Below are 26,379 nucleotides of genomic sequence, written 5' to 3' on the forward strand. Positions count from 1 at the left end.
GACTAGCTTTTGGGTTTATACCCGATTCTAAATCCGCCCCAGTGACGAGCGCGTACATAGATCGGAATGGAAATATCATGCATAATATCGCCGTTTTCACGGATATAAGTTTGCAGTAAAACGCGTTTTTCGTGATTGGCTCCGCGAACGCCGCTATCGGTAAAGATACGTTTTGAGCGATTTTGGAAAAGGTCTTTTTGGTAATCGCCGCTCAGCGGTGCGCGTGCATTATGCGTCGAGATGTATCCTGATTTGTGCATGGCGACGGCATAAAAAAGCGTTTGCTGATTTTCTTTCATTAACGTATCGACAACGATCGGAAATGCCTGATCGGTAAAAGCATCGTAGCGATTGGTAAATTTTTGCGGGTCGGTACCCGCAATCGGCTTGAAATTCGTGTCGAAAATATCGTCGATACTGAGTTGTCCGCGTTGAATCGCCTCTTCAAAAATCGCTTCGATCGCTTGTTTTGCACCGAGGCATTTTTGGTACATCTGCTCGTGGTACTCGTCCATCGCAAACGCGCTAAGATTTTCGTGTGCACTTTCGGCACTGCCGATAATGGCTTGCGTTTGTCCCGAGATGGACTTCATCTCTTTCGTACCCGATTCAAGCTGGTCGCTGATTTTATCGATCGCATCGCGAATCGTGAGCAATTGGTCGCTATTATAATGCGAACTTGTCGCGATATGATCGATTTGCTCTTCGATTTTTTCGGCGTTTTGAATAAAGTTTTTGATCTCCTCTCCCACGCTTTGAACCGTTTGCGACGCACGATCGACTTCATGACGTAAGGCTTCGATGCTGCTAAAAACGTCGATCGTGTCTTGTTGAATCTCCTTAACGATAATCGTCACCTCGTTGGTCGATTTGGACGTGCGCTCGGCAAGGTTGCGTACTTCGTCCGCTACGACGGCAAATCCTCTACCGTGTTCACCCGCCCTTGCGGCTTCGATAGCGGCATTGAGTGCTAAAAGATTGGTTTGATCGGCAATGTCGTCGATGACGGTCGTGACGTTTTGAATGTTCAGCGATTTTTCTTTGAGTTCGTTAACTTTGCGCGAAGCATCGGCGGTTTGCGCATTGATATTCGCCATATTGGCGATAATCTCGCTGAGTTCTTGAACGCTTTTTTTACTTTCGCTCATGGAGAGTTTGGCAAACGAAGAAGCGTCTTGCGAATTGGTGCTGACGCGATTGACATGTTCAAAAATATTTTGAGCCGATTCGGAAATCTTACCGATAGAATGAGCTTTTTCTTCCAATTTCTTAGACATCGCGTCGATGGAAAACATCAAGCGTGCCGTCGAAATCGAATTGCGGGCGGCACTGTTGGAATAGTGCTCGCTCAACTCGATCAGCAAGGCGATGAGTTCGTAAGGCTCGCCCAGAAGTTCTTGAATAAACGGTTCATCTTTTTCGAGTGCGTTAAAAGAGTGCTTTGTTTTTTCCCGTGTGCTTTTCGCGCGTGCTTTGAGGTCAATCAACAACCGAATCGCTTGAGAAAGCGGGCGGATCATTTTGACGTATGCCGCAAGCATGAAAGAGAGCAAAAGTCCGACTTCCAAGCCAAGTGCGAGAAAAACGGGCACTCCCAACGCAACGCTTAGGGCGATGCATACCGATGTGATGATGAAAAAAGAGCCGAGCAGCCGATACGAACGTTCTAACATGTCAAAGCCTTTGCGGTTCAAAAGTGTTATGGTGAAGAAGGCATGTATTTCATGGATTTTCCGTAAAATCCGGCGCTTAAGAAGTCTTGAGAATTTTGCTTTCAAGACATGTAAGAGCTCTAAAGAGCATAACGTACTTTGTATGATAAAGATATGATAGCCGATCGTATGCCAAAGGTTGAAGCGTTTCGTGTTTAATTTTTACACTCTCAACAAAAAAAGAGCAAAATTAAGCTAAAATTTCACATTTAATTTTTTAGGAGGATACGGTGTCCGGTATCTCAAAATTTAGTAAAATCAATAATCTCAAATCCGTTAAAAAATGTCTTTTTCCCGCCGCAGGCTACGGTACGCGCTTCTTACCCGCAACCAAAGCGATGCCCAAAGAGATGTTGCCCGTTTTAACCAAACCTTTGATTCAATACGGCGTCGAAGAGGCGGTGAGTGCGGGAATCGACACGATGGCAATCGTTACGGGGCGCGGCAAGCGAGCGATTGAAGACCACTTTGACGTCAGTTACGAATTGGAACATCAGATCAAAGGAACGTCCAAAGAGAGCTATTTGACAGAGATCCGAAATCTAATCGACAATTGTACGTTCAGCTACACGCGACAAGTCGAGATGAAAGGGTTGGGACACGCGATTTTAACGGGAAAAACCCTGATCGGAGACGAACCGTTTGCCGTCATTTTGGCCGACGACTTGTGCGACAATAACGAAGACGATCCGGTTTTGAAACAGATGGTCGAAGTGTACGAAAAATACCGTTGTTGCGTCGTCGCCATCGAAGAAGTGCCCAAAGAAGAGACCAACAAATACGGCGTTATCGACGGTCGCATCGTGGACGGCAACCCTTCGGTTTTGCGCGTCTCCAATATGGTCGAAAAACCCGATCCTAAAGATGCTCCGACCAATTTGGCGATTATCGGACGCTATATTTTAATTCCCGAAATTTTTGAAGTCATCGAAAACACTAAACCCGGCAAAGGCGGCGAGATTCAGATTACCGACGCGTTGTTGGAGTTGGCAAAACAAGGCAAAGTTATCGCTTATAAATTTCAAGGCAGACGCTTTGACTGCGGTTCGATCGAAGGCTTTGTCGAAGCGACCAATTACTTTCACGATAAACTCAAATAACTCGATTTGACGCCTTATACAGGGCTTTGCATAAGGCGTCGCCCTCTTTTTCTCTTTCTTTGTTTCACAGAAGATAAACCCTTTATTAGCTTCCGTAAGTTATAATCAGAGCATTAAAAAATAATGAGGCGGAACGATGATGTCCAACCATGAGACGAAGTATATTTTCATTACGGGGGGCGTTTTAAGCTCCTTAGGCAAGGGTATTGCGGCGGCGAGTATCTCTACACTCCTTAAAAACGTCGGTTTTAAAGTCAGCATTTTAAAAGCCGATCCTTACATCAACGTCGATCCCGGTACGATGAGTCCGCTCGAGCACGGTGAAGTTTTCGTTACGGACGACGGGGCGGAGACGGATTTGGATTTGGGGCATTACGAGCGTTTCTTGGACGAGAACCTCACGCAAGCCAACAATTTTACGACGGGTCGCGTTTATTCGTCGGTTATCGAAAAAGAGCGTAGAGGCGATTATTTGGGAAAGACGATTCAGGTTATTCCGCATATCGTCGATGAAATCGCCAACCGCATCAAAGAGGCGGGCAAAGGCAAAGACATTCTCATCGTCGAGATCGGCGGTACGGTCGGCGACATCGAGGGTTTGCCGTTTTTAGAGGCGATTCGATCGTTACGAAGCGAGCTGGGACGCGGACGCGCGATGAACATTCATCTGACGTTGGTTCCGTTCATCAAAGCCGCAGGTGAGCTTAAAACCAAGCCGACGCAGCACTCCGTTCAAGAGCTTCGCCGTATCGGTATTACGCCTGACATGTTAATCTGCCGCTCCGAATATCCGCTTCCCAAAGAGTTGAAAAACAAACTTGCCTTTTCGTGTGGCGTCGAGCGTAATTCGGTCATCGAATGTTTGGATGCGACGACAATTTACCAAGTACCGCTCAATTTTTTAAAAGAAAACATCTTAACGCCGATTTCGGAAACTTTGGGGCTTGGCGAATTGACGCCGCATATGGACGAATGGGACGTGTTGGTCAAACGCGTCATTGCGCCTCGCGACGAGCTGATGATCGCTTTTGTCGGCAAATACCTTGATCTCAAAGAGTCTTACAAATCCTTAACCGAATCGTTGATTCACGCCGGAGCGCATCTCAACGCGAAAGTCAAAATTCGCTGGGTCGATTCGGAAGTGATTGAAGAGAAAGGGTGCGATGATATTCTCTCCGACGTCGACGGCATCTTGGTCGCAGGCGGATTTGGAGAACGCGGCGTGGTCGGTAAAATGGCGGCGATTCGCTACGCAAGGGAACATCAAATCCCGTATCTTGGCATTTGTTTGGGAATGCAACTTGCGATGATCGAATTCGCACGTAACGTGTTGCATCTCGAAGACGCCAATTCGGCGGAATTCAATCCTACATGTCAAAATCCGATTATCTATTTGATCGACTCGTTTATCGATGCCAGCGGTCAAAAACAGCTTCGCACCGTGCGAAGTCCTTTGGGCGGTACGATGCGCTTGGGCGGATACGAATGCCAAACCAAAGAGGGCTCGCTTTTACGCAACGTGTACGAAGGCGCTTCCGTGATTCGCGAACGTCATCGTCATCGCTACGAAGCCAATCCCGTCTATCGCGAAGCGTTTGAAAAAGCGGGACTTGTGGTGAGCGGAGAGAGCGACGGTTTGATCGAAGCAGTCGAGCTCAAAGGGCATCCGTGGTTTTTAGGCGTGCAATTTCATCCGGAATTTACGTCGCGTTTAACCAACCCCAATAAAACCGTACGTGCGTTTGCAAAAGCCGCTTTGGCGCAACGCCAAACGAATGGCTAGCCTGCTCACGAAAGAGGAGATTAGGAAGATTTTACAAAGCCGGTTTGAAAATGACGGGTGTACCCGTTTAGGAGAAATCCCTAAACCCTCCTCCTTAAAAGATATCGGACGTGCTTCCAAACGCATCGCGCAAGCGATACGCGATCAAGAGCGCATTGCGATTGTAGGCGATTACGACGTTGACGGGGTCATCTCTTCGGTGATTTTGAGTCAATTTTTGGACGATGTCGGCGTGGCGTATACGCTTGTGATTCCCAATCGTTTTACGGACGGATACGGGCTCAATCCCGATATTGTCTCAAAACTCGACGTTTCGGTAATTATTACGGTCGATAACGGCATTTCGGCGGTGGAAGCGGCGCAAATTTGTAAAGAACGCGGTATCGATTTGATTATTACCGATCACCACAGCGTTCCTTCGGTTTTGCCCGACGCTTTTGCGATCGTCAACCCCAAGCAAGCAGATTGCGATTTTCCGCATTGCGAGATTTGCGGCGCACAGGTCGCATGGTATTTGGTCGCTTCCTTAAAAGAAGAGATGGGCATCGAGTACGATTTGTCGGGGTTCTTAGACCTTTTGTGCATCGCCATTCTTGCCGACATGATGGAACTGGTCGGAATGAACCGCGTGATGGTCAAAAAAGGCATTGTCGAGCTCAACCACTCCAAACGAGCCGCATTTGAGGCGATTAAACGTTATTTCGGCAAAGCGACTTTGGAAGCGGACGATATTTCGTTTCTCATCGCTCCGCTTATTAATAGCTCCGGACGTATGGAAGACGCAAAGTTTTCCTATACGTTTTTAAAAACGCGCAATGTGGACGAAGCTTTACAAAAACTCGATTATATCGTCTCTTTAAACGAAGCGCGCAAAGAAGAAGAACGGCTTTTATTCGAGTCGACGCTTTTACATGTCAACGAAGAGGCGAACATTATCGTGGCGTGGGGCGAAGAGTGGCATGAGGGTATCGTGGGCATCGTTGCTTCACGGCTTTCCAAACGGTTTAAAAAACCCGCTATCGTTTTTTCGATCAAAGACGATAAAGCCAAAGGAAGTGCTAGAGGTGTCGGAGACGTCGACATTTTAGAGTTGATTCGCTCGCAAGAGTCGATGTTGCTCGGTTACGGCGGACATAAAGGTGCGGCGGGCGTGTCGATCGAAATTGCGAACTTGGAACGGTTTAAATACAATTTAGAGCAAGCATGTGCGCATTTTACCCAAGAGATGTTAGAATCCGATAGTGATCTTTTAGGTGAAATCAGTGCCGATCAGATCGATTTCGAGTTATTGGAGATTTTGGAGAATCAAGAGCCTTTCGGGCAAAAAAACCCGAAACCGAGCTTTTTGCTGCGTAATATCTCGGTGAAGGTCGATCGTTTGATCGGAAGAGATTCGCAACATTTAAAGCTGATTTTGCAAGAGGGAAGCAATGCCTTGGAGGCGATCTTTTTTAATTACGATCTACGCGTCAAACAAGGCGATCGCGTGGATATTTTATTTACGGTTTCGCGCAACGACTACCGCGGGCTTGTAACACCGCAACTGTTGATCAAACAGATCGTACGAAAGTATTAAAACTCTCTACCGTCTTTGACGGGAACAAAGAGGCACTCTTCAAGCGTCTCTTTGTTCAAGCCGTCGTGTGTTTTGGTGTAACGCATGATAACTTGTCGGTCGCCTTTTTCGATAGGTGCTACTAAAATACCGCCGATTTTGAGCTGATCGAAAATTTTTTGAGGCACTTGGGCGATTGAGGCGGAAAACAAAATACGATCAAACGGAGCAAACTCCCTCCAACCGTTTTGTCCGTCGTCAAAGCGCGTGTGAATCGATGAGATACCCAAAAGTTTAAAACGCTCTCTGGCTTCTTTCAAAAGTCGTTCGATGCGCTCTATCGTAAAGACGCGGCGAATAACTTTGCTTAGAATCAATGCTTGGTATCCGCTTCCGCAACCGATTTCCAAAACGCTATCGGCTCCTTGACATCTGAGTGCTTCGGTCATTTTGGCAACCGTTAGAGGCGAACTGATCCATTGATTGGATGCTAAAGGAAGTGCATCGAGCCGGTAAGCGTGCAATGCCATGCCTTGGGGCACGAACAATTCGCGTTCACTTTGGCAAAACGCCTCGTAAACGGAAGGGCTTAAGGGGAAAATTTTGGCGATTTCATCCGCCATTTTTTTGTTTTTTTGAAAGCGAATTTTGTCTTTAAAATGAGCCGTTTGAGACATACTCACGCCAATCCTATATTAATATATCGTCGCATTGTTTGAATTTCATGTCGATCAAAAGCGTGCGTAAGAACACTTTTTTGATCGTCACGGTACGCTTCGCCGAAAGGCGTAATAATCCCGCTAGAAGCCGCCATCGAATCGTCCGAACTATTTGCACATATGACGTAAGACTGGTCGGCGATCGCTAATGCCGAGCCGAGCGTTTCGAAATGGTCTTTGCGTTGTTTGCCCCAATACGCGGGAACTAAAATCACGTCTGCTCCCTTGATGCGTTCCCATAAAGCGGGAAATCGTAATTCAAAGCAAATCAATACAGCAATTTTTATTCCTTCGATTTGGACGATACGAATATCTTCGAGCTTGCCCGCGTGAAAATAGCGCATTTCATCGCCCAATGCGAAGAGCTTGGCTTTTGCTTGCGTGTAGACGAGGTGTCCGTCGCAAAAGAGATGAAAGGTATTGAAAAAACAGTTCTCTTTTCTTTCGATGAGCGTGAGACCTAAGGTTTTCAAATGCGAGAGCTTGGCAAGTTTGGGAAGCATATTATGACTAAATGCCGCCGCTTCGTGCATACGATCGTAACTGTAGCCGCTTAAACAGAGTTCCGGTGCTAAAACGATACCGTGATCGGGCGTTTGCGATACCAATGATGAGAGCGTTGCAAAATTTTCTTCAAAAGAGTGCCCTTCGTATGCAAACTGAAGGGCGCAAAGCGTGGGATTAGAAATCATCGAAAGAGAGGCTTCCTTTACTGTAGTTGGAGACGTTGCCTTCAAAGAAGTTGGTCTTTTGGTCGTTAAATTTTGAGAAGTCGTCGACCCATTTGATCGGATGCTTGACGTTGTAGCGTTTCTCAAATCCGACGGCACTTAAGCGATCGTCGATCAGGTAGTGAATATAGGTTTCGATAATGTCGTCGGTAAAGCCCATAATTTGGTTTCGCGTGATGTATTTACCCCATTCGATTTCCAACTCTCCGGCTTTTTCGAACATCTCGTACACTTTAGCTTTAAGTGCGTCCGTAAAGAGATCGGGTCGCTCTTTTCGGACGGAATTAATCATGTTTTGAAATAACAAAAGATGCGTAATTTCGTCGCGTTGAATAAAGCGAATCATCTGAGCACTTCCGAGCATTCTCCCTGCGCGCGCCAAAGCATAGATTGCCGTAAATCCGGAGTAAAAATAGAGCCCTTCCAAGATTTGATTGGCAAACATCGCTAAGACCAGTTTTTCTTCGGTCACGTCGCCTGCTAGCTCTTCGTAAACGCTGGAGATATAGTCGTTTTTACGGCGTAGCACGTCGTCGTGTTTTTCCATTTCATAGATCAGGTCGGTATTGTCGCAAATCGCTTCGACCATGACGGCATACGACTTGGAATGGTTCGCCTCTTCGTAAGCTTGTCGTGCCAAGCATGCGTTAATTTCGGGCGCACTGATGTAGGGATTGATATTGTCGGCAAGATTGTTGGTTTGGAAACTGTCCATACTGATGAGTTGCGACCATACCAAATCGTACATGCGCTTTTCCGCGTCGGTCAAATTGCGGCTGTAGTCGATGACGTCTTTCGTGGTATCGACTTCGCGCGGAAACCACGTGTTGGCTTCCATCATATCCCAAAGTTTGAGGGCCCACGTGTATTTGGCTTTGGTAAAATTTAAAATACCGTGCGGATTACCGCCGAAAATTTTGCGATCTTGTAAACTTTCATCCGAGTTTGGGTTATAAATTTTTTTGCGCTCCATCGGCATTTTCCTTGTAGTTGTGTTTGACGTTAAACGCGATAAAAACCGATACGATCGGTTCATGCCGCGATCGTAGCTTTGCACGGTCTACGATAGTATAGGGTGTTGAAATAAGAGGTTATTTTATCGAAAATTCCTTAATTCTATAGACTCGCGATGCATTAAGAGATGAAAAGAAGACCAATAGTTTGCATGTTTTGAGGCTTATATGTCGGCGTAACACTCATATTCTCTCGAACTTTTTGTGCATTAAGTGTCTTAAGTTTTAGCCCTCTCATGGTAAAATCCACGTCATGATAGCCAAGCATGTTCACGAATTTTCCAAAAACGCGTACCGTTACGATGCACATAATGCCCTTCAACAATCTATTGCCGATTATTTGATTGCCGGAATTACCGCTCGAGCCGCTCGCGTAGTCGATTTAGGATGCGGTAGCGGTGCGGTGTGCAAACGTTTGCCGTGGAACTACGAACGTTTCGTCGGCATCGACAGTGCACCCGCCATGTGCGCGTTGCATCCCAAAAACGATACGATCGAAGTCGTATGCGATGATTTTGAATCGCAAGAAGTATTGCAGGCGTTTCTGCCTTGCGATCTTTTGATTTCGTCGTCCGCGTTGCAATGGGCGAATGATCTCGAAGCCCTTTTAGCGTACGTTGCAACGCGGACGCACGAAATTGCTTTTGCCGTTTTTACCGATCGAACGTTTCAAACGCTTTACGACCTTAGCGGGTTGCCTTCGTTTCTTCCCAATGCAAAAGAGCTTAGGAAAATGATCGAGCAACGCTTTACATGTCGGTTTGAAATCAAAACCTTTGAGCTCTTCTTTGAAGACACCCTCTCTTTATTTCGTTACATTAAAAAAAGCGGCGTCAGCGGCGGTCAAAAACGCCTTAGCGTCGCACAGACCAAACAGCTCATTCAAAATTACCCGCAATGCCATTTGGAGTTTGAGGTACTTTTTGTGTGGGGTACTCCTTCCAAAGCTTAATTATTACAGTTAATTAATATAATTATAATAGTTAAAAATTATTAACTTTTTACAAAAAGAGTTTTTATATCAATTTATTTATAATAAACATAAGTAAAAGTTAGAAAAATCCCCATAACTAGGGCTTATTATTAAAAAAGCTTAAACAAATTATTTTGATTTATTACGTCATTTTTGGTAAAAATTAAAATATTTTTCTCCAAAAAGTTTATAAAAATTTACTTTTTTGAGTGAAAAAAGCAAAAAACGTAAAATTTTTTTTGTATTTCCAATCTCGATAAATAGGGCATTCCGCTCCAAACTCCTATTTTAGGGCTTTTAATCTCTCGAAATTGTAAGTTTCTTCTAAGATTTAACCTTTACAATGGAAGGACAAAGAGGCACTTTTCGGGGGAGCGGTTTTGCTCTAACCTTAAAGTCCAAAGACAACAAGGAGAAGCGATGAAAGTAGAGATCTCACGAAGGAGATTTCTTCAAGGGAGCGTAGCAATGTCGGTCGTAGGAGGAGTCAGTTTAAGCACTTCTTCTATGATTGCAAGTGCGAGTGCCCCTGCTAAGAAAATCGGCAATGACACTAAAAAGGTAGCGACGCTCTGTGAAATGTGCGTCAATAAATGCGCGGCAATTGCACATGTCAGAAACGGCGTCGTCGAAAAACTCGATCCGAACCCGTTATTTCCGAAATCCAGAAATATGCTTTGCGCACGCGGTAATTCGGGTATTCAAGCCCTCTACGATCCCGATCGTTTAAAATACCCTTTGATTCGCGACGGTGAAAAGGGTAGCGGTAAGTTCAAACGTGTTACGTGGGACGAAGCGTATGCGTACATTAACGAGAAACTCACAAAGATTTTGGACGAAGAAAAAGACAACCGTTCGACCGTCGCGTTTTGTGCGGGCGAGGGTATGGCGGAACATACGTTTAAAACGTTTTTCACGCTTTTTGGCTCTTCCCACTTTTTAAATCACGCTAGTTTGTGTTTGGCAACGACGGTTTCGGGGTATTCGCTTACGATCGGCGGTTACGGTCAAGCGGATTTGGATAACGCCAAATACGTCATTATGGCAGGTGCCAACCGTGCCGAAGCGATCGTAACACCCGATACGATGGACTTTTTCAAACGTACAAACGGTCGCGGCGCGAAGCTGGTATGTGTCGATCCTCGCTTTACGAATACGGCAGCCAAAAGCGATAAATGGTTGGCGATTAACGTCGGAACCGATTTGGCGTTTGTTTTGGCATTGACGTACGTTGCTATTAAAGAAGAGCGTTACAATAAAGCCTTTGTCGAGAATTACTTCAACGGATTCGAAACATACAAAGAGCATATCTTAAGTAACAATTATACGCCGGAGTGGGCGGAAAAAATTACGGGTATCAAAGCCAAAGACATTTACGAAGTTGCACGCGAGTTTATGGCGGCGGCTCCACAAGCGGTTTATTACCAAGGTAGACGTACGACGTGGTCGAAAAACGACTTTCAACTTCGACGTGCCATGGCACTTTTCTCTGCCCTCGGCGGCGGCGTAGACGTCAAAGGCGGTATTTGCTTCGGTAAAAGCTTACCGCTTGTCGAGCATGAAGTCCCTGCTCCGATGTATGCACAAGCCAAACCGCGTATCGAGTCCAAAGAAGCCGCGGTTGTGGGCGGTTCAGGCTCGTGGGTCGCTTTCAGAAATATGGTGTTAGAGGGTCGAAATCCTTATCCGATTCGAGCACTCTTTAACTACAAACACAACCCGATGCACAACATGCCTAATGCGAAAAAAACCGAAGAGTTTTTGAAAAAACTGGATCTCGTCGTCACGATCGATACGATGCCGAGCGATACGGTCATGCTAAGCGACGTCGTTTTACCGGAATGTAATTACTTGGAACGTACCGATCCGGTCGTCTCTTACGGCGGCATAGAGCCTTCCATCGCTCAACGTAACAAAGTCGTCGAACCGATGTTTGAGAGCAAACCCGTGATGGAAATTATGCGAGGGTTGAGCGCAAAAATCTCAAAACCGCTTTTTGAAATTACGAAAAAATACGACGAAGACGTTCAAAGCGCTATTGAAGACGATGACGAAGAGACGGTATACGCGGAATTCGACCTCACGAAAGCGTTTGCCCACGATCAAGAAGAGCTCAACGTACATGCCGTCGAAAAATACGAAGGCGCGGCGGAAATCCTCAAAGAAAAAGGCGTTTTCTACCCCAATATGAACGAATACTTCAAAAAAACGGGCGTCAACGATTACGAGTACTATCCGGAGCATAAGCGCGCGTATTCGGTTCGTAATTTGAAGTTCAATACGCCTTCCGGTAAAATCGAATGCGTGCTCGATTCGCTTACGAAAAAAGGTATCGACGCGATGCCCGTTTGGAAAAAAGAGTATGAGATGGCGATTCCGGAAGGAAAATTCCGTTTTATTACCGGACGCCACGCGCAATTTACGCAATCGGGTACGGCCAATAACCGTTTACTGCTCAATTTAGTTCCCGAAAATTACGCATGGATCAATAAAAGGGTTGCATTGAAAATGGGCATTCAGTTCGGCGACAAGCTCGAAGTATCGAGTCCGGTAGGAAAAACGACGATTAAAGCGTATCCGACCGAAAAAATCGGACCCGATACGCTCTTTTTCGTTCACGGATTCGGCGTCAGTTCCAGCGCGCTTCATTTGGCGCACAATAACGGCGGTAACGACGCAAAAATACTCGAAGACGGAATTGAACCGATGCACGGATCATCCTGTCTTCACGACACCATCGTAGCAATTAGAAAGGTTTAATTATGGCACGTTACGGAATGGCACTTAATTACAAAAATTGTATTAACTGTAGAGCATGCGAAAGCGCATGTAAAGAAGAAAACGGCGTATTGTTGTTGCCCGATCACTATCGAATTTGGGTCGGCGTCAAAGAGGCGGAGGGCGAATATCCGAATATTTCGATCGCTTCGCAAACCTATCATCCAAGCCAATGCCAGCATTGTGAAAATGCGCCGTGCCAACTGGTATGTCCGACCAATGCGACGCATTACAGTCCTGATGGAATGGTCATGGTCGATCCGACGCGATGTATTTTGTGTACGTATTGTATCAATGCATGTCCGTACGATGCACGTTATGTCGATCAACGAACGATGACCGTCGATAAGTGTACGTTTTGTTCCGATACCAGACTCGCCAACGGCGAAACGACGACGGCATGTCAAGCGACCTGTCCGACGAAAGTTCGCGTATTCGGCGATTTGGACGACCCCAATAGCGAAATTTCACAACTATTGGCCAAACACGAGTACCGCCGAGTCAAAGAGCACTTGGGTACGAAACCAAAACTATTTTATATTTTGTAGGAGCGCGCCATGAATGCGATTTCTTTAAAAAACCTCTTTTCGTTTGAAAAGACGCCTTTGAATTTACTCATGGCGTTTGTAACCGTAGCACTCGTCGCCGCTTTTTTTGCGGGAGCGGTCATCTATATTTTGCACGGACACCATGCGTATAACGTGACGCGTCAGCATCCTTGGGGACTTTTGATTTCGATGTACGTCTTTTTCGTCGTCTCCAGTACGGGGCTTTGTATTATCTCTTCTATCGGACACGTATTTGGAATTAAAGAGTTTCAACAAATCGGCAAACGCGCGATTGCGGGTGCGATTATTACGATTAGTTCGGGTTTTGCGGTCATTGGTTTAGAGATCGGGCATCCGGTGACGATGCTTATTTACAACGTCTTAACGCCCGGTTTGACGTCCGCTATTTGGTGGATGGGAACGCTTTACGGTTTGTATTTGACGTTTATTTGTTTGGAATTTTTCTTTTTAGCGATTAAAGAGAACCATACGTTTTCAAAAATTTTCGGTATTTGCGGTCTTTTGGTGGGACTTGCGGCGCACTCGAATCTGGGTGCCGTTTTTGGATTTTTGATTTCACGACCTTCCGCTAACGGCGTATTTTACCCTGTTTATTTTATCCTTTCCGCGATGATTACGGGATGTTATTTGATCTTTTTGATGTACGGATTCAAATACAAAATGAACTTCCCTGAAAAAGTGCGCGTGATGTTGGTCAAGCTCTCTAAAATTTTAGGAATGCTCTTAGCCGTCTTGATCTTTTTTGAAGTGTGGAAAATTTTAACCGCATTGTACGGCGATATGCCTGAACGTGCCGCAACGATTATGCACGCGATCAAGCATCCTAACTTTTGGTTTGGAGAATTAACCCTCGGTATGCTCATTCCTTTCGTCGTTATTTTGGTCAGTAACGCGCAAGCGATCAAAGCAACCGTTTACGCTTCGATTACGGGTATGGTCGGTATCTTCTTTATGCGTTACGGTTTGGTGCACGATACGCTTTTATATCCGATGACGACGCTTAAACGCGCCGAATACCAATTGGCTCCTAGCTTTGTCGACTACTTTCCTTCCGCGACGGAGTTTATGATCGGTTTTGGAGGCATAGGGCTTTCATTGATTATGTACTATTTCGCCGATAAAATTTTTAATTTAGACGAAAGTGAAGAGACGCATCACTAAACCCCAATCATAAAGGAGCGATAAACATGAGACTAAGAAGTATAGCAAGTAGCGTGATCGTAGCGGGGCTTTTGTTCGGAGGGTGCGCAAGTAGCCAACCCGAAGCGAGCCAAGCAGCGGTAGAGAAAGTACAAACAGAACCCAGCGCAAAAGTTAAAAGCTTGATCGAACAATACCGCTTGGAGAACGTAACGTACGATTACGTAGCAGCAGCGATCGGAAACGGAACGCGAGGCGGCGCAAAAGCACTCTTGATCGATGCAAGACCGCACCCAAAATACCTAGCAGGGACGATTCCCTCTAGCCTTAATATTCCCGATACCGAAATAGAGAAATATATCGGACAATTGGAGAAAGTAGCAAAAGATAAAGAGATTATCGTCTATTGCGGCGGCTGGGAATGTGAAAAAAGCCCGATCGTTGCAGGATACCTTAAAGGTAAAGGCTATACCAACGTAAAACTTTACCAAGCCGGTGAACCTGAATGGAAAACAAAAAGTTACTTAGAAGTAGGAACGCCCGTAGCTCAAGCAGCATTTAAAAACGAAAGCGCACTCTTGATCGATGCACGCCCCTACGCTAAATACCTTGCCGGAAGTATTCCCGGAGCGATGCATATCCATGACGCCGATGTCGATAAATTTATCGGACGCTTGCCAAGCGATAAAACAACCTCGATTATCACCTTCTGTGAAGGATACGATTGCGCAAAATCACATAACTTGGCAAAAAAACTTGAAACCTTAGGCTACAAAAAAATAAGCGTCTACGCCGGAGGATACCCGGAATGGAAAGAATCGGGTAACCAAACAACCGCAGGCGGTGTAAAAAAAGTAGAAGCTAAAGCAGAAACACCTAAAAAAGATGCCTTCGTTGAAGGTATAAAATTAGGAGCTGATGAAGGAACCGTGGACGGTGAATGGTATAAAGCCCATATCATGGCAGGAACCGTACCGAGTAATGTCGCAATCATTGACGTGAGAAGCCAATCCGAATACGCCAACGGACATATTAAAGGCGCGATCAATATCGAAGCGGGGAAATTAAGCGCACAAGAATTTGCAGCAAAATTACCTAAAGGAAAAGTCGTGATTCTGAATTGCTCCGCAGGCGGAAGATCGATGGAAGCCTTTTTGAAATTACAAGGCGCAAAAATAGACGTGAGTAAGATATTCTATTTTGATGCCAATATCAAATGCGATAAATCAAACCAATGCGACATCAAGGTCAATGAACCTTTAGGGTAAATCTCGGCTTTACATGTAAGATGGCATGTCAAGGAAAAAGAGGTGAGGGCAAGTCGATGATTTGCCCTTACATGTTACGATTGAACAGTAAAGAAGAAACCATGAAACGATATACTACCGCTTTTGTTACCCTCTGTCTTATCGGCACCATTTCCCTTTTTGCGGACATCAATCAAGGTGCTACTCTTTATAAGAGTTACTTTCGCACGGCTTGCGGTTTTAGCGGCAACGTGATGGCGAAGAAACATACGCAAAATGAATGGCAGTCTTTATTCGACGCGAAGCAACTTGCGAACGAATTGCAAACCTTATGTCCTTCGGCAAAGCCGTTGAAAGAAAATGACGTCGCACATCTTTACGAATTTTTGTATCATTACGCTAGCGATAGCGGTAATACGGCATTGTGTTATTAACATGTAGGCTTCTTGTCAAAGAGGCTAAGGTGCGTGGGCTTCCTGCCGAAGGAAACTTGGCGTTAGCATAGCTTTTTAGGCGATGCCTTAGAAGCGTGAAAAGAGTTTTCTAAGAACTCTCTAGAGTGATAGGTCAATCTATGTTTAAAGATTTTGGCAAAGTTGAGACGTTTTTAACCGTCGTAAGAGAACGCAGTTTCTCCAAAGCTTCTAAAAAGTTGGGGATTAGTCAGCCTGCCGTAACGCAGCAAATCAAATACCTTGAAGATTATTTGAGTATTCAAATCGTCGATCGTAAAAAAAACGGGATCAATTTGACGAAAGCGGGAGAGGCACTTTATCAAGCCTTGCTCAAGCTTGAGAAGCAAATTTTAGAGACGGAAAAAGAGGTTTTACGCCTGATCAATAAAGAGATGCTTTTTATTTTAGGCGCATCTCCGGTCATCGGCAATTATATTTTGCCCGACTTTTTAAACGATATTCAAGAAGTTATTTCCAACCGCGTACTGACAAAAGTCGCGACCTCTTCGGAATTGACGGAACTTTTACTGCAACAAAAAGTCGATCTTGCGCTGATCGAATCGCCTATCTTCAATCCCAATATAACGTATAGAGAATGGATGGAAGACGAACTGGTCGTCGTGAGTCGAAGCAAACTTCCGACGCTTTTAAAGAAAGAAGATTTGTTTACGTTTGATTGGATTTGCCGTGAAGAAGAGTCCAATACGCGCCGCGTGATTTACGAAATGTTCCGTCAAATAGACGTGGATTGTAAAAACTTTAACGTCAAAGGAATTGCTACCAGTTCGACGACGATCAAACAGACGCTCTTAAAATCTCCGCTCAACGGAGTGCCTACGGTTTCGATATTGTCTAAGTATATTATCGAGGACGAAGTCAAGCAAGGACTCTTACATGTAGCGCAAATTAAAGATATTAGACTCTTACGTCAGTTTTACCTCTGCTGTCTTAAAGATCGCGTCCAAGACGCACTGATCGATAGTACGACCGATTTTCTTACCCATAAAAGCATTCAACCCTCTTTTTAAGTCGCGTAAGGGCAAGATTTTTGCTCTTACACGAAACGGCTTTTTCGCTTTTGCGTCTTTTTTCTACGGAACGCTATGGTGTTTCTTCCAAGATAATTAATAAAAGTAAATATTTTTATAATTTTATTATATAATGGTAAAAATTATAGGAGGAAAAGATGAAAAAAGTTATATTAACTTTACCGATTATCGTTCCATGGATGCTCGCCGCCGACCAAGCCCGCATCAATGATTGCGTAGAGACTTTTCAAAAAGAAGTCTCAGACATCATTTACGCCAATCAACACGATCAAAACGGCTCGTTGGAAGTGCTCAACGAAAAAATCAATCGATTGCTCGAAAAAGAGTGCGATCTCAATGCCAGCGAAGCCGCTCAAACGAAAGCCGAAACGCGCGTATTGATTTTAGATACCACGAAAGGGAAGAGCGATTGCATTGAAAATTTCTCCAACGACATTAAAGCGATCTTGTACGAAAACGATGCTCAACCCAAAAAAGCCAAAAAGATCAAAGTCGAACTCAAAGGCGACGGTAGTAATTGCACCAAAGAAGCCGCGCAAAAATAATCTCTCATCCATCAAAAGAGGCATTATGCCTCTTCTTGTTTTTTCCTTTTTCTGAATTCAATACATTAAAAAAATGCAAAAATGTCATTAAAATTTTACTAAAATGGTAAAAAATACTAAAAAGTTTACCTAATATTATAAAAGAGATAAATTTTTTTTATTTTTATGATAAGCCCTTAAAATCGAGCCTCAGATTCTACTTTAATTTAAAAAACTTATAAAAGTAATTCTTCTTAATAATAATCTAAAGAAACAGCCTCTACAATGTGCCGTGAAATAGTTATTTCTAGGGCATTTAAGCCCTTTTATCTCAAATCATAGCGGAGAACCATAAGATGAAAGTAGAGATCTCACGAAGGAGATTTCTTCAAGGGAGCGTGGCTTTAAGTATTGTCGGGGGAACGGCGTTAAGTCAGACGTCTATTCTTGCTGAAAATGCAAAAAAGTCCAAAGAACTTCCTTTGTTGAAACAAGTTCCGACGATTTGCGAAATGTGCGTCAATAAATGCGCCGCGATCGCAACGGTTAAAAACGGCATTGTTACGAAACTCGATCCTAATCCGTATTTCCCTAAATCGCGCAATATGCTATGCGCTAGAGGGGTTGCCGGCATTCATGCGCTTTACGATCCCGATCGTTTGAAGTACCCTTTAATCCGCACGGGACAAAGGGGTGATGGAAAGTACCGTCGTGCAAGCTGGGACGAAGCTTATGCGTTTATCCAAGAAAAACTCGTGAAAATTTTAGACGAAGAAAAAGACAATCGCTCGTGTATCGGATATTGTGCGGGCGAGGGTTTGGCGGAACATACGTTTAAAACGTTTATGGCGGATAAATTCGGTTCGTCGAATTTCTTGAACCACTCGACGATTTGCCTTCAAACGGCGGTATCGGGTTATACGTTAACCATCGGCGGTTACGGACAAGCAGATTTGGAAAACGCCAAATACGTTATTATGGCGGGTGCAAACCGTGCCGAAGCGATTTTAACGCCCGATACGATGGATATGTTCAAACGAACGCGCGGACGCGGTATGAAACTCGTCGTCGTCGATCCTCGCTTTACCAATTCCGCCATGCATGCGGATACTTACGTGCCCATTAAACCGGGAACCGATTTGGCGTTTGTTTTGGCGTTAACCTACGTTGCGATCAGCGACCAAATTTACAATCGTAGTTATGTCGCCAAAAACTTCGTCGATTTCGATAAATACAAAAAACACATTATCGAGAACGAATACACTCCCGAATGGGCGGAAAAAATTACAGGCATTCCTGCTGCGACCATCTGTAAAATCGCTCACGATTTTATGGCGAATGCGCCGCAAGCGGTTTATTATCAAGGCAGACGTACGACATGGTCGAAAAACGACTTCCAACTTCGTCGGGCTATGGCACTCTTTAGTGCGCTTGGCGGCGGTATCGATGTTAAAGGCGGTATCGTGTTCGGTAAAAAGCTTCCTTTGGGTGAGCATACGACGACCGCTCCGATGTATGCACAAGCCAAACCGCGTATCGATAAAAACTTGGCAGCCGTCGTCGGCGCAACCGGAACGTGGGTCGGCTGGCGTAATATGGTTGCGGAAGGAAAATCTCCGTATCCGATTCGCGGCATGTTCGTCTATAAACAAAATCCGATGCTCTCCGTTCCCAATACGGCAAAAACGCGTCAGATGTTTGAAAAAATGGACTTGGTCGTCGTCATCGATACAATGCCGAGCGATACGGCGATGATGGCAGATGTTATTTTGCCGGAATGTACCTATTTGGAGCGCGAAGATCCCGTTCAATCGTTTGCGGGAATCGAACCGGCTATTGCGGTACGCGAGAAGGCGATCGATCCGATGTATGAGACCAAGCCTGTTATTGAAATCATGCGAGGATTGGCTCAAAAACTTTCCAAACCGCTCTGGGAAATTACGAAAAAGTATGACGAAGACGTTCAAGACGAACTCGAAGATGCCGACGAAGCAGAGTTTTACGAAGAAAACGGTTTTGATCTTTCCGAGCCGTTTATGCATTCGCAAGAAGAGACGAATAAGCATCTGTTCGTGGAAAAATACGGCGAGGAAGCATGGGGGATTTTGCGCGAAAAAGGCGTTTTCTATCCGAATATGCTCTCTTATTTTAAGAAAATCGATAACAACACCTATCAATGTTATCCCAAAGACAGGAAGTTTTATTCGGTACTAAAATTGGAAGAAGAGTACGATGCCGAGACGTTTTTACATGATTTATGCGTCAATCCCGTCGATATCGCCGATTTGAAACGTTCGTTTAATACGCCGAATAAAAAGGTCGAATGCTATTTGGGAAGTATGGAAAGTCGCGGCGTAGACCCGATGCCGACATGGAAAGACGAAGAGTTTGTGAAAGTTCCCTCCGGTCAGTTCAAATTTATTTCCGGCCGTCACGCGCAATTTACGCAAAATTCTTCTCAAAACAACATTATGCTTTTGGAGTTGATGCGCGAAAATTATATCTGGATCAACGACCAAGAGGCCAAAGCACTCGGTATTGCATTCGGCGATACGGTAGAAGTGAGCAGTCGTGTAGGACGCGTGCGCATTAAAGCGTATCCGACGCCTAAAATCGTTCCGCAAACCGTTTTTTACATTCACGGATTCGGTGCGAAATCCGAAGGGTTAACGTTTGCACACCGAAACGGTGCGAGCGATAACGAGATTATAGAAGATACGATCGAACCGGTTCACGGTTGTGCGAATATGCACGACACGATCGTCTCGATTAAAAAGGTGTAAGCTATGAATTACGCAATGGCATTAGATTATCAAAACTGTATCAATTGTAAAGCGTGCGAAGTTGCATGTAAAGAGGAAAACGGTGTTCAGCTCGGTGCGGACAAACAACGTATTTGGATCGGTGTGGTTGAGGGTACGATTTTCGGGAAACCGTTTATCAATCTTTACCCCTCTCAATGCAACCATTGTATCGACGCGCCGTGCGTCAACGTTTGTCCGACCAATGCCAGCCATTTTGCAGGGGGAGGAATCGTCAAAGTCGACGCGCACAAATGTATTTTGTGTAAAGGTTGTATGGAAGCATGTCCGTACGATGCGAGGTTTGTCGACGATACGATGGTTGCGGTCGATAAATGTACGTTTTGCGATCACCGCTCTTTAGTTGAAGGCGGAACGACGGCATGTCAAGCGACCTGTCCGACGAAAGTTCGCGTATTCGGCGATTTGGACGATGAAAACAGCGATATCGTGAAGTTGTTAAAAACCAAACGCTTTTTCTTCCAAAAAGAGCATACCGGAACGCTTCCGAAACTGTTTTATATTTTACCCGATGACGAAACGTATGCCAAACAGAGCGTTTCGCATCACACGAAAATTCATACGTGGGACGAAATCCAACCCTTGTATGCGCAAGCTCGCGAACGAAGGAGTAAAGAATGGAGAAAATAAGCTTTATCGGTCTTGACATTAACAAGACGACGATCGGAGGGCTATTATTGAATAAAACGATGCTATTTGCTTACGTGCTTTTAGCATTGGCGGCGTTTGGAATTTACGAAATTTTCGACGTGCGTTATTTCAGTGCGGCGGCCAATGCGCATGCTTCCGGACTCAATCCGACGAGTTTAGAGCTTAAAGAAGCGATGCGACTTGCGGTTTTCGGAGACGTCGGAGAGGTCAACCGCAACATTCCATGGACGCTCTTTATCGTCAATTACATGTACATGATTTACACGGGAAGCGGCATCATCTTCTTGGTCGCTTTAGCGGAACTGATGAACTTTCATTTGGTCGAAAAAGCGGCGGCAGGTTTTATGGTTGCCGGTATCGCTATGGTCTTTGCGGGTCTGTTTACGATCGCGACGGATCTTAACATGTTAAATATGGTGTGGATGGTGCTAACGCCCAACGTTGGTGCGGGTATGTGGCTGATGTTACCGCTTTATTGTACGTACATTCCTTTTGTTTTGTTTGAAATCTATTTGGTGCTCACGCATAAAAGGGCATGGGCAAAACGTCTGGCGTTACCGATCTTGGTCTTAAGCATTATCGTTGATTTGATCGAATATTACATTCAAGCGAAACTCTTTTCGATGAATACGGCACGCCATCTATGGACGGAATTCCCGTTCCTGACGTTTTATTTCATCATTTCCGCTTTTGTTTCATCTTTAGGCGTTATGGGAATCGTCAGCTTTTTGGCTCATCGTCAAAAACACGAATACGGTGCATTAATGGAACTTAATCGAAAAGCGATGTTATTTTTTGTATCGATTTTAGGAGTATACGAAATATTTGCCTATATGACCGTTGATAAAGATTGGGCATTTTTAATCCTTTTTGGGCCGTTTCGTTACGTCTATTTTATCGGTTACATCTTTCTAACGTTGACCTTACCGTTTTTATGTATTGTTAAGCCTAGAAAACCTATATTTACCTTAATAGCCTCGATTTCGGTCGTTATCGGCGGTTATGTCGGACGTTACCTTTTTGTTTACGGAGGTAATGCCAATCCTATGTCCAATCGCTTCGGCGTAGGGTATGAAAAATATGATTTTTATGCGCTTTCAAAGCCTTTTAACTATGTGGCTCCTCATCTCGGAGAAATTTTGATCGTAGTAGGCTCTATCGGTGTTGCTGTTGCAATCTATAAACTTTTCGATGTTTTTTTATCGGTCGGCGAGTTGCGAGAACATCATTAAAGAGACGAAAAATATAACCATATTATAAGGAGAAAACATGAGACTAAGAAGTATAGCAAGTAGCGTGATCGTAGCGGGGCTTTTGTTCGGAGGGTGCGCAAGTAGCCAACCCGAAGCGAGCCAAGCAGCGGTAGAGAAAGTACAAACAGAACCCAGCGCAAAAGTTAAAAGCTTGATCGAACAATACCGCTTGGAGAACGTAACGTACGATTACGTAGCAGCAGCGATCGGAAACGGAACGCGAGGCGGCGCAAAAGCACTCTTGATCGATGCAAGACCGCACCCAAAATACCTAGCAGGGACGATTCCCTCTAGCCTTAATATTCCCGATACCGAAATAGAGAAATATATCGGACAATTGGAGAAAGTAGCAAAAGATAAAGAGATTATCGTCTATTGCGGCGGATGGGAATGTGAAAAAAGCCCGATCGTTGCAGGATACCTTAAAGGTAAAGGCTATACCAACGTAAAACTTTACCAAGCCGGTGAACCTGAATGGAAAACAAAAAGTTACTTAGAAGTAGGAACGCCCGTAGCCCAAGCAGCATTTAAAAACGAAAGCGCACTCTTGATCGATGCACGCCCCTACGCTAAATACCTTGCCGGAAGTATTCCCGGAGCGATGCATATCCATGACGCCGATGTCGATCAATTTATCGGACGCTTGCCAAGCGATAAAACAACCTCGATTATTACCTTTTGTGAAGGATACGATTGCGCAAAATCACATAACTTGGCAAAAAAACTTGAAACCTTAGGCTACAAAAAAATAAGCGTCTACGCCGGAGGATACCCGGAATGGAAAGAATCGGGTAACCAAACAACCGCAGGCGGTGTAAAAAAAGTAGAAGCTAAAGCAGAAACACCTAAAAAAGATGCCTTCGTTGAAGGTATAAAATTAGGAGCTGATGAAGGAACCGTGGACGGTGAATGGTATAAAGCCCATATCATGGCAGGAACCGTACCGAGTAATGTCGCAATCATTGACGTGAGAAGCCCCTCCGAATACGCCAACGGACATATTAAAGGCGCGATCAATATCGAAGCGGGGAAATTAAGCGCACAAGAATTTGCAGCAAAATTACCTAAAGGAAAAGTCGTGATTCTGAATTGCTCCGCAGGCGGAAGATCGATGGAAGCCTTTTTGAAATTGCAAGGCGCAAAAATAGACGTGAGTAAGATATTCTATTTTGATGCCAATATCAAATGCGATAAATCAAACCAATGCGACATCAAGGTCAATGAACCTTTAGGGTAGATCTCGGCTTTACATGTAAGATGACATGTCTATGAAATGAAACTAAAAAGGGGCGAGAAGCACAGAATGCCTCCCACCCCTTTTCCTCTCAAGCACTACAAAGCTTATTCGTCGCGTGAGCCGAAAATTCCAAGAATTTGCAAAAGTGAGATAAAAAGATTTAAAAAATCTAAATACAATGCTATTGCACCTTCAATCGGTGTTTCGTAAGCACCTCTGATAATATTTTGCGTATCGTAAAGAATAAACGCACTAAACAAAATAGAGCTAATGCTCGCAATTGCCAACTGTAAAATAGGGCTATGAAAGAAGATGTTAATAATACCCGCAACCACAATGACGATCAGGGTAATGAAAAGCATTTTCCCCATTGCAGAAAAGTCGCGTTTGGTATTCATCGCAAATACGGAAAGTCCGCCGAAAGCGACCGTCGTCAAGATAAAAGCGTTGGCTACGATACTTGAACCGCCTTTTAAACCCAGAATAGAGGAGAGAAGCGGTGTTAATGTAAGACCGGTTAAAAATGTGAACGCAAAAAGTAAGATCATATTTAAACCGGCTTTTCGTTTTGCCGCATAGAGTCCGAATAAAACGATAAACTCTAAAATAACGAGTCCCCAATACCAAGAAGCGATGGCACTTGCCATACCGATTCCGACATATGCACCGGCACTTGCGGCTAATAATGAAGCGGCAAAAAGCTGGTAGGTTTGCTTAATAAAAACTCCTAAGGAGCTTTCATTGATCCTTGTATGCTCATAAATACCCTCTTGAGAGTGTTGTTGTATGTAGTCTCTGTCATACAGTCCCATAGTGTTCTCCTTGTCAATTAAACATAAAATCAAAAGCGCATTTTACCTCAATCAAATCAGAAAATGCAATTTTTCGATTTACTATTATATGGAAAGAGGTTAAACAAAAAATTAATCATTCTGAACAAGAATAAAAAAGATGCCGAAAGCCTCTTTTCTTTAACCTTCTTTTAAGGAGTCTGGGTATATAATTTCGTCCTCGTTTGAGAGAACGGGGTTAAAGAGAAGCCCCCAAAGTAGGGGATTAGCTTCACGTTCATTACCATTTTAACAATGTCAAATTCAATCTTTGAAATCTAAATAAGCGACCGAGCTAGGACGCAAACATGTAAGAGATTATCAACTCTTCGGAATAAAAGAGATAAATCAAACTTCATTTATGAAGGATACAAAGGACAGAAGCTTTGCTTCGTGCTTTAGTATTTGGTTCTTTAGCAAAGGTTTCCTTTGCTAAAGAACATTTTAATGGAGAGTTTGATCCTGGCTCAGAGTGAACGCTGGCGGCGTGCTTAACACATGCAAGTCGAACGGATGAAATAAGCTTGCTTATTTCGTTAGTGGCGCACGGGTGAGTAATGTATAGCTAACCTGCCCTTTAGTGGGGGACAACAGTTGGAAACGACTGCTAATACCCCATACTCCAGCCTATCAAAAGGTAGGTTGGGAAAGATTTATTGCTAAAGGATGGGGCTTTATGGTATCAGCTAGTTGGTGGGGTAACGGCCTACCAAGGCAATGACGCCTACCTGGTCTGAGAGGATGATCAGGCACACTGGAACTGAGACACGGTCCAGACTCCTACGGGAGGCAGCAGTGGGGAATATTGCACAATGGGGGAAACCCTGATGCAGCAACGCCGCGTGGAGGATGACGCATTTCGGTGTGTAAACTCCTTTTATAAGGGAAGATAATGACGGTACCTTATGAATAAGCACCGGCTAACTCCGTGCCAGCAGCCGCGGTAATACGGAGGGTGCAAGCGTTACTCGGAATCACTGGGCGTAAAGGATGCGTAGGCTGTAATATAAGTCAGAAGTGAAATCCAACGGCTTAACCGTTGAACTGCTTTTGAAACTGTTTTACTAGAATATGGGAGAGGTAGATGGAATTGGTGGTGTAGGGGTAAAATCCGTAGATATCACCAGGAATACCGATTGCGAAGGCGATCTACTGGAACATTATTGACGCTGAGGCATGAAAGCGTGGGGAGCAAACAGGATTAGATACCCTGGTAGTCCACGCCCTAAACGATGCACACTAGTTGTTGCGATGCTAGTCATTGCAGTAATGCACTTAACAGATTAAGTGTGCCGCCTGGGGAGTACGGTCGCAAGATTAAAACTCAAAGGAATAGACGGGGACCCGCACAAGCGGTGGAGCATGTGGTTTAATTCGAAGATACACGAAGAACCTTACCTGGGCTTGATATCCTTGGAATCTTGTAGAGATACGAGAGTGCTAGTTTACTAGAACCAAGAGACAGGTGCTGCACGGCTGTCGTCAGCTCGTGTCGTGAGATGTTGGGTTAAGTCCCGCAACGAGCGCAACCCTCGTGATTAGTTGCTAACAGTTCGGCTGAGCACTCTAATCAGACTGCCTTCGCAAGGAGGAGGAAGGTGAGGACGACGTCAAGTCATCATGGCCCTTATGCCCAGGGCTACACACGTGCTACAATGGCGCGTACAAAGAGAGGCGATACCGCGAGGTGGAGCAAATCTTAAAAACGCGTCTCAGTTCGGATTGGAGTCTGCAACTCGACTCCATGAAGCTGGAATCGCTAGTAATCGTAGATCAGATATGCTACGGTGAATACGTTCCCGGGTCTTGTACTCACCGCCCGTCACACCATGGGAGTTGAATTCACCCGAAGCCGGAATACTAAACTAGTTACCGACCACGGTGGGTTCAGCGACTGGGGTGAAGTCGTAACAAGGTAACCGTAGGAGAACCTGCGGTTGGATCACCTCCTTTCTAGAGTATAAGAGACACTATCTCACAATGGTGTCTCGGCGAGAATAGCTTGGTTGCTTATTTAGTTTTGAGAGATTGAAGAAATGAATGAAAAGGGGCTTATAGCTCAGGTGGTTAGAGCGTACCCCTGATAAGGGTAAGGTCAGAGGTTCGAGTCCTCTTAAGCCCACCATGGGGAATTAGCTCAGCTGGGAGAGCGCCTGCTTTGCACGCAGGAGGTCAGCGGTTCGATCCCGCTATTCTCCACCAGTTACTTGTGCTAGACGTCATCAACATCGTTGAGTG

Annotated in this window: 20 protein-coding genes, 2 tRNA genes and 1 rRNA gene; 18 read left to right on the forward strand and 5 right to left on the reverse strand. The window is 44.8% G+C overall.

Features of this window, described 5'->3' with window-relative positions; all coding sequences use genetic code 11:
- Positions 1–2: 2 nt before the first annotated feature.
- Complete coding sequence (locus UCH003_RS00145) at positions 3–1,673, reverse strand: methyl-accepting chemotaxis protein (RefSeq protein ID WP_060824942.1); 1,671 nt, start codon at positions 1,671–1,673, stop codon at positions 3–5.
- Positions 1,674–1,942: 269 nt separating this feature from the next.
- On the opposite strand from UCH003_RS00145, the gene galU reads away from it, so the two are divergent.
- From galU to recJ, 3 genes are all read left to right on the forward strand, one after another.
- Positions 1,943–2,812 carry a UTP--glucose-1-phosphate uridylyltransferase GalU gene (gene galU / locus UCH003_RS00150; protein WP_173636943.1) on the forward strand — a complete coding sequence of 290 codons (870 nt, stop codon included), beginning with the start codon at positions 1,943–1,945 and terminating at the stop codon, positions 2,810–2,812.
- Positions 2,813–2,951: 139 nt separating this feature from the next.
- Positions 2,952–4,595 (forward strand): CTP synthase, encoded by a 1,644-nt coding sequence (locus tag UCH003_RS00155; protein WP_060826898.1) that lies wholly within the window; start codon positions 2,952–2,954, stop codon positions 4,593–4,595.
- A complete protein-coding gene (gene recJ / locus UCH003_RS00160) occupies positions 4,588–6,171 on the forward strand; it encodes a single-stranded-DNA-specific exonuclease RecJ (protein WP_173636944.1) in 1,584 nt (527 codons plus the stop codon). The genes UCH003_RS00155 and recJ overlap by 8 nt, the downstream gene beginning before the upstream one ends.
- On the opposite strand, the gene UCH003_RS00165 is transcribed toward recJ, so the two are convergent.
- From UCH003_RS00165 to UCH003_RS00175, 3 genes are read right to left on the reverse strand one after another with little or no spacing between them, the layout of a single operon-like run.
- Entirely contained in the window at positions 6,168–6,827 is a 660-nt protein-coding gene (locus UCH003_RS00165) for a protein-L-isoaspartate(D-aspartate) O-methyltransferase (RefSeq protein ID WP_060824943.1), read from the reverse strand. The genes recJ and UCH003_RS00165 overlap by 4 nt on opposite strands.
- A gap of 2 nt (positions 6,828–6,829) precedes the next feature.
- Positions 6,830–7,561: a nitrilase-related carbon-nitrogen hydrolase gene (locus UCH003_RS00170; protein ID WP_060824944.1), complete on the reverse strand. Its 732-nt coding sequence runs from the start codon at positions 7,559–7,561 to the stop codon at positions 6,830–6,832.
- Positions 7,551–8,573, reverse strand: coding sequence for a ribonucleotide-diphosphate reductase subunit beta (locus tag UCH003_RS00175; protein ID WP_060824945.1), 1,023 nt, complete (start codon positions 8,571–8,573; stop codon positions 7,551–7,553). The genes UCH003_RS00170 and UCH003_RS00175 overlap by 11 nt, the downstream gene beginning before the upstream one ends.
- A gap of 293 nt (positions 8,574–8,866) precedes the next feature.
- Here UCH003_RS00175 and UCH003_RS00180 point away from each other — a divergent pair, with 293 nt between their 5' ends.
- The 12 genes from UCH003_RS00180 (at position 8,867) to UCH003_RS00235 (ending at position 23,311) form a co-directional block, all read left to right on the forward strand.
- A complete protein-coding gene (locus UCH003_RS00180) occupies positions 8,867–9,565 on the forward strand; it encodes a methyltransferase domain-containing protein (protein WP_060824946.1) in 699 nt (232 codons plus the stop codon).
- Positions 9,566–10,006: 441 nt separating this feature from the next.
- Positions 10,007–12,346 carry a molybdopterin-dependent oxidoreductase gene (locus UCH003_RS00185; RefSeq protein ID WP_060824947.1) on the forward strand — a complete coding sequence of 780 codons (2,340 nt, stop codon included), beginning with the start codon at positions 10,007–10,009 and terminating at the stop codon, positions 12,344–12,346.
- A 2-nt stretch (positions 12,347–12,348) separates the two neighbouring features.
- Entirely contained in the window at positions 12,349–12,912 is a 564-nt protein-coding gene (locus UCH003_RS00190) for a 4Fe-4S dicluster domain-containing protein (RefSeq protein ID WP_060824948.1), read from the forward strand.
- A 9-nt stretch (positions 12,913–12,921) separates the two neighbouring features.
- Complete coding sequence (nrfD, locus tag UCH003_RS00195; RefSeq protein ID WP_039675390.1) at positions 12,922–14,094, forward strand: NrfD/PsrC family molybdoenzyme membrane anchor subunit; 1,173 nt, start codon at positions 12,922–12,924, stop codon at positions 14,092–14,094.
- A 26-nt stretch (positions 14,095–14,120) separates the two neighbouring features.
- Positions 14,121–15,341 carry a rhodanese-like domain-containing protein gene (locus UCH003_RS00200; RefSeq protein ID WP_060824949.1) on the forward strand — a complete coding sequence of 407 codons (1,221 nt, stop codon included), beginning with the start codon at positions 14,121–14,123 and terminating at the stop codon, positions 15,339–15,341.
- Between the two features lie 101 nt (positions 15,342–15,442).
- Complete coding sequence (locus tag UCH003_RS00205) at positions 15,443–15,754, forward strand: cytochrome C (protein ID WP_144440961.1); 312 nt, start codon at positions 15,443–15,445, stop codon at positions 15,752–15,754.
- A gap of 140 nt (positions 15,755–15,894) precedes the next feature.
- Positions 15,895–16,803 (forward strand): LysR family transcriptional regulator, encoded by a 909-nt coding sequence (locus tag UCH003_RS00210; protein WP_060824951.1) that lies wholly within the window; start codon positions 15,895–15,897, stop codon positions 16,801–16,803.
- A 158-nt stretch (positions 16,804–16,961) separates the two neighbouring features.
- A complete protein-coding gene (locus UCH003_RS00215; protein ID WP_060824952.1) occupies positions 16,962–17,369 on the forward strand; it encodes a hypothetical protein in 408 nt (135 codons plus the stop codon).
- A gap of 377 nt (positions 17,370–17,746) precedes the next feature.
- Positions 17,747–20,131: a molybdopterin-containing oxidoreductase family protein gene (locus UCH003_RS00220; protein ID WP_231964789.1), complete on the forward strand. Its 2,385-nt coding sequence runs from the start codon at positions 17,747–17,749 to the stop codon at positions 20,129–20,131.
- 3 nt (positions 20,132–20,134) lie between these two features.
- Entirely contained in the window at positions 20,135–20,800 is a 666-nt protein-coding gene (locus UCH003_RS00225) for a 4Fe-4S dicluster domain-containing protein (protein WP_039676050.1), read from the forward strand.
- A complete protein-coding gene (gene nrfD / locus UCH003_RS00230) occupies positions 20,788–22,053 on the forward strand; it encodes an NrfD/PsrC family molybdoenzyme membrane anchor subunit (RefSeq protein ID WP_039676048.1) in 1,266 nt (421 codons plus the stop codon). The genes UCH003_RS00225 and nrfD (UCH003_RS00230) overlap by 13 nt, the downstream gene beginning before the upstream one ends.
- Positions 22,054–22,090: 37 nt before the next feature.
- On the forward strand, positions 22,091–23,311 hold the full coding sequence (locus UCH003_RS00235) for a rhodanese-like domain-containing protein (protein ID WP_060824954.1): 1,221 nt from the start codon (positions 22,091–22,093) through the stop codon (positions 23,309–23,311).
- Between the two features lie 104 nt (positions 23,312–23,415).
- Here UCH003_RS00235 and UCH003_RS00240 read toward each other — a convergent pair whose 3' ends face one another.
- Positions 23,416–24,123, reverse strand: coding sequence for a Bax inhibitor-1/YccA family protein (locus UCH003_RS00240; RefSeq protein ID WP_060824955.1), 708 nt, complete (start codon positions 24,121–24,123; stop codon positions 23,416–23,418).
- Between the two features lie 462 nt (positions 24,124–24,585).
- Here UCH003_RS00240 and UCH003_RS00245 point away from each other — a divergent pair.
- The 3 genes from UCH003_RS00245 to UCH003_RS00255 all read left to right on the forward strand — a co-directional run bounded on the left by UCH003_RS00245 (position 24,586) and on the right by UCH003_RS00255 (position 26,343).
- Positions 24,586–26,094, forward strand: a 16S ribosomal RNA gene (locus UCH003_RS00245).
- Positions 26,095–26,189: 95 nt separating this feature from the next.
- Positions 26,190–26,266, forward strand: a tRNA-Ile gene (locus UCH003_RS00250).
- A 1-nt stretch (position 26,267) separates the two neighbouring features.
- Positions 26,268–26,343, forward strand: a tRNA-Ala gene (locus UCH003_RS00255).
- The last annotated feature ends 36 nt before the right edge of the window (positions 26,344–26,379 follow it).

The sequence above is a fragment of the Sulfurospirillum cavolei genome (assembly GCF_001548055.1).
In the GTDB taxonomy this organism is placed as follows: Bacteria; Campylobacterota; Campylobacteria; order Campylobacterales; family Sulfurospirillaceae; genus Sulfurospirillum.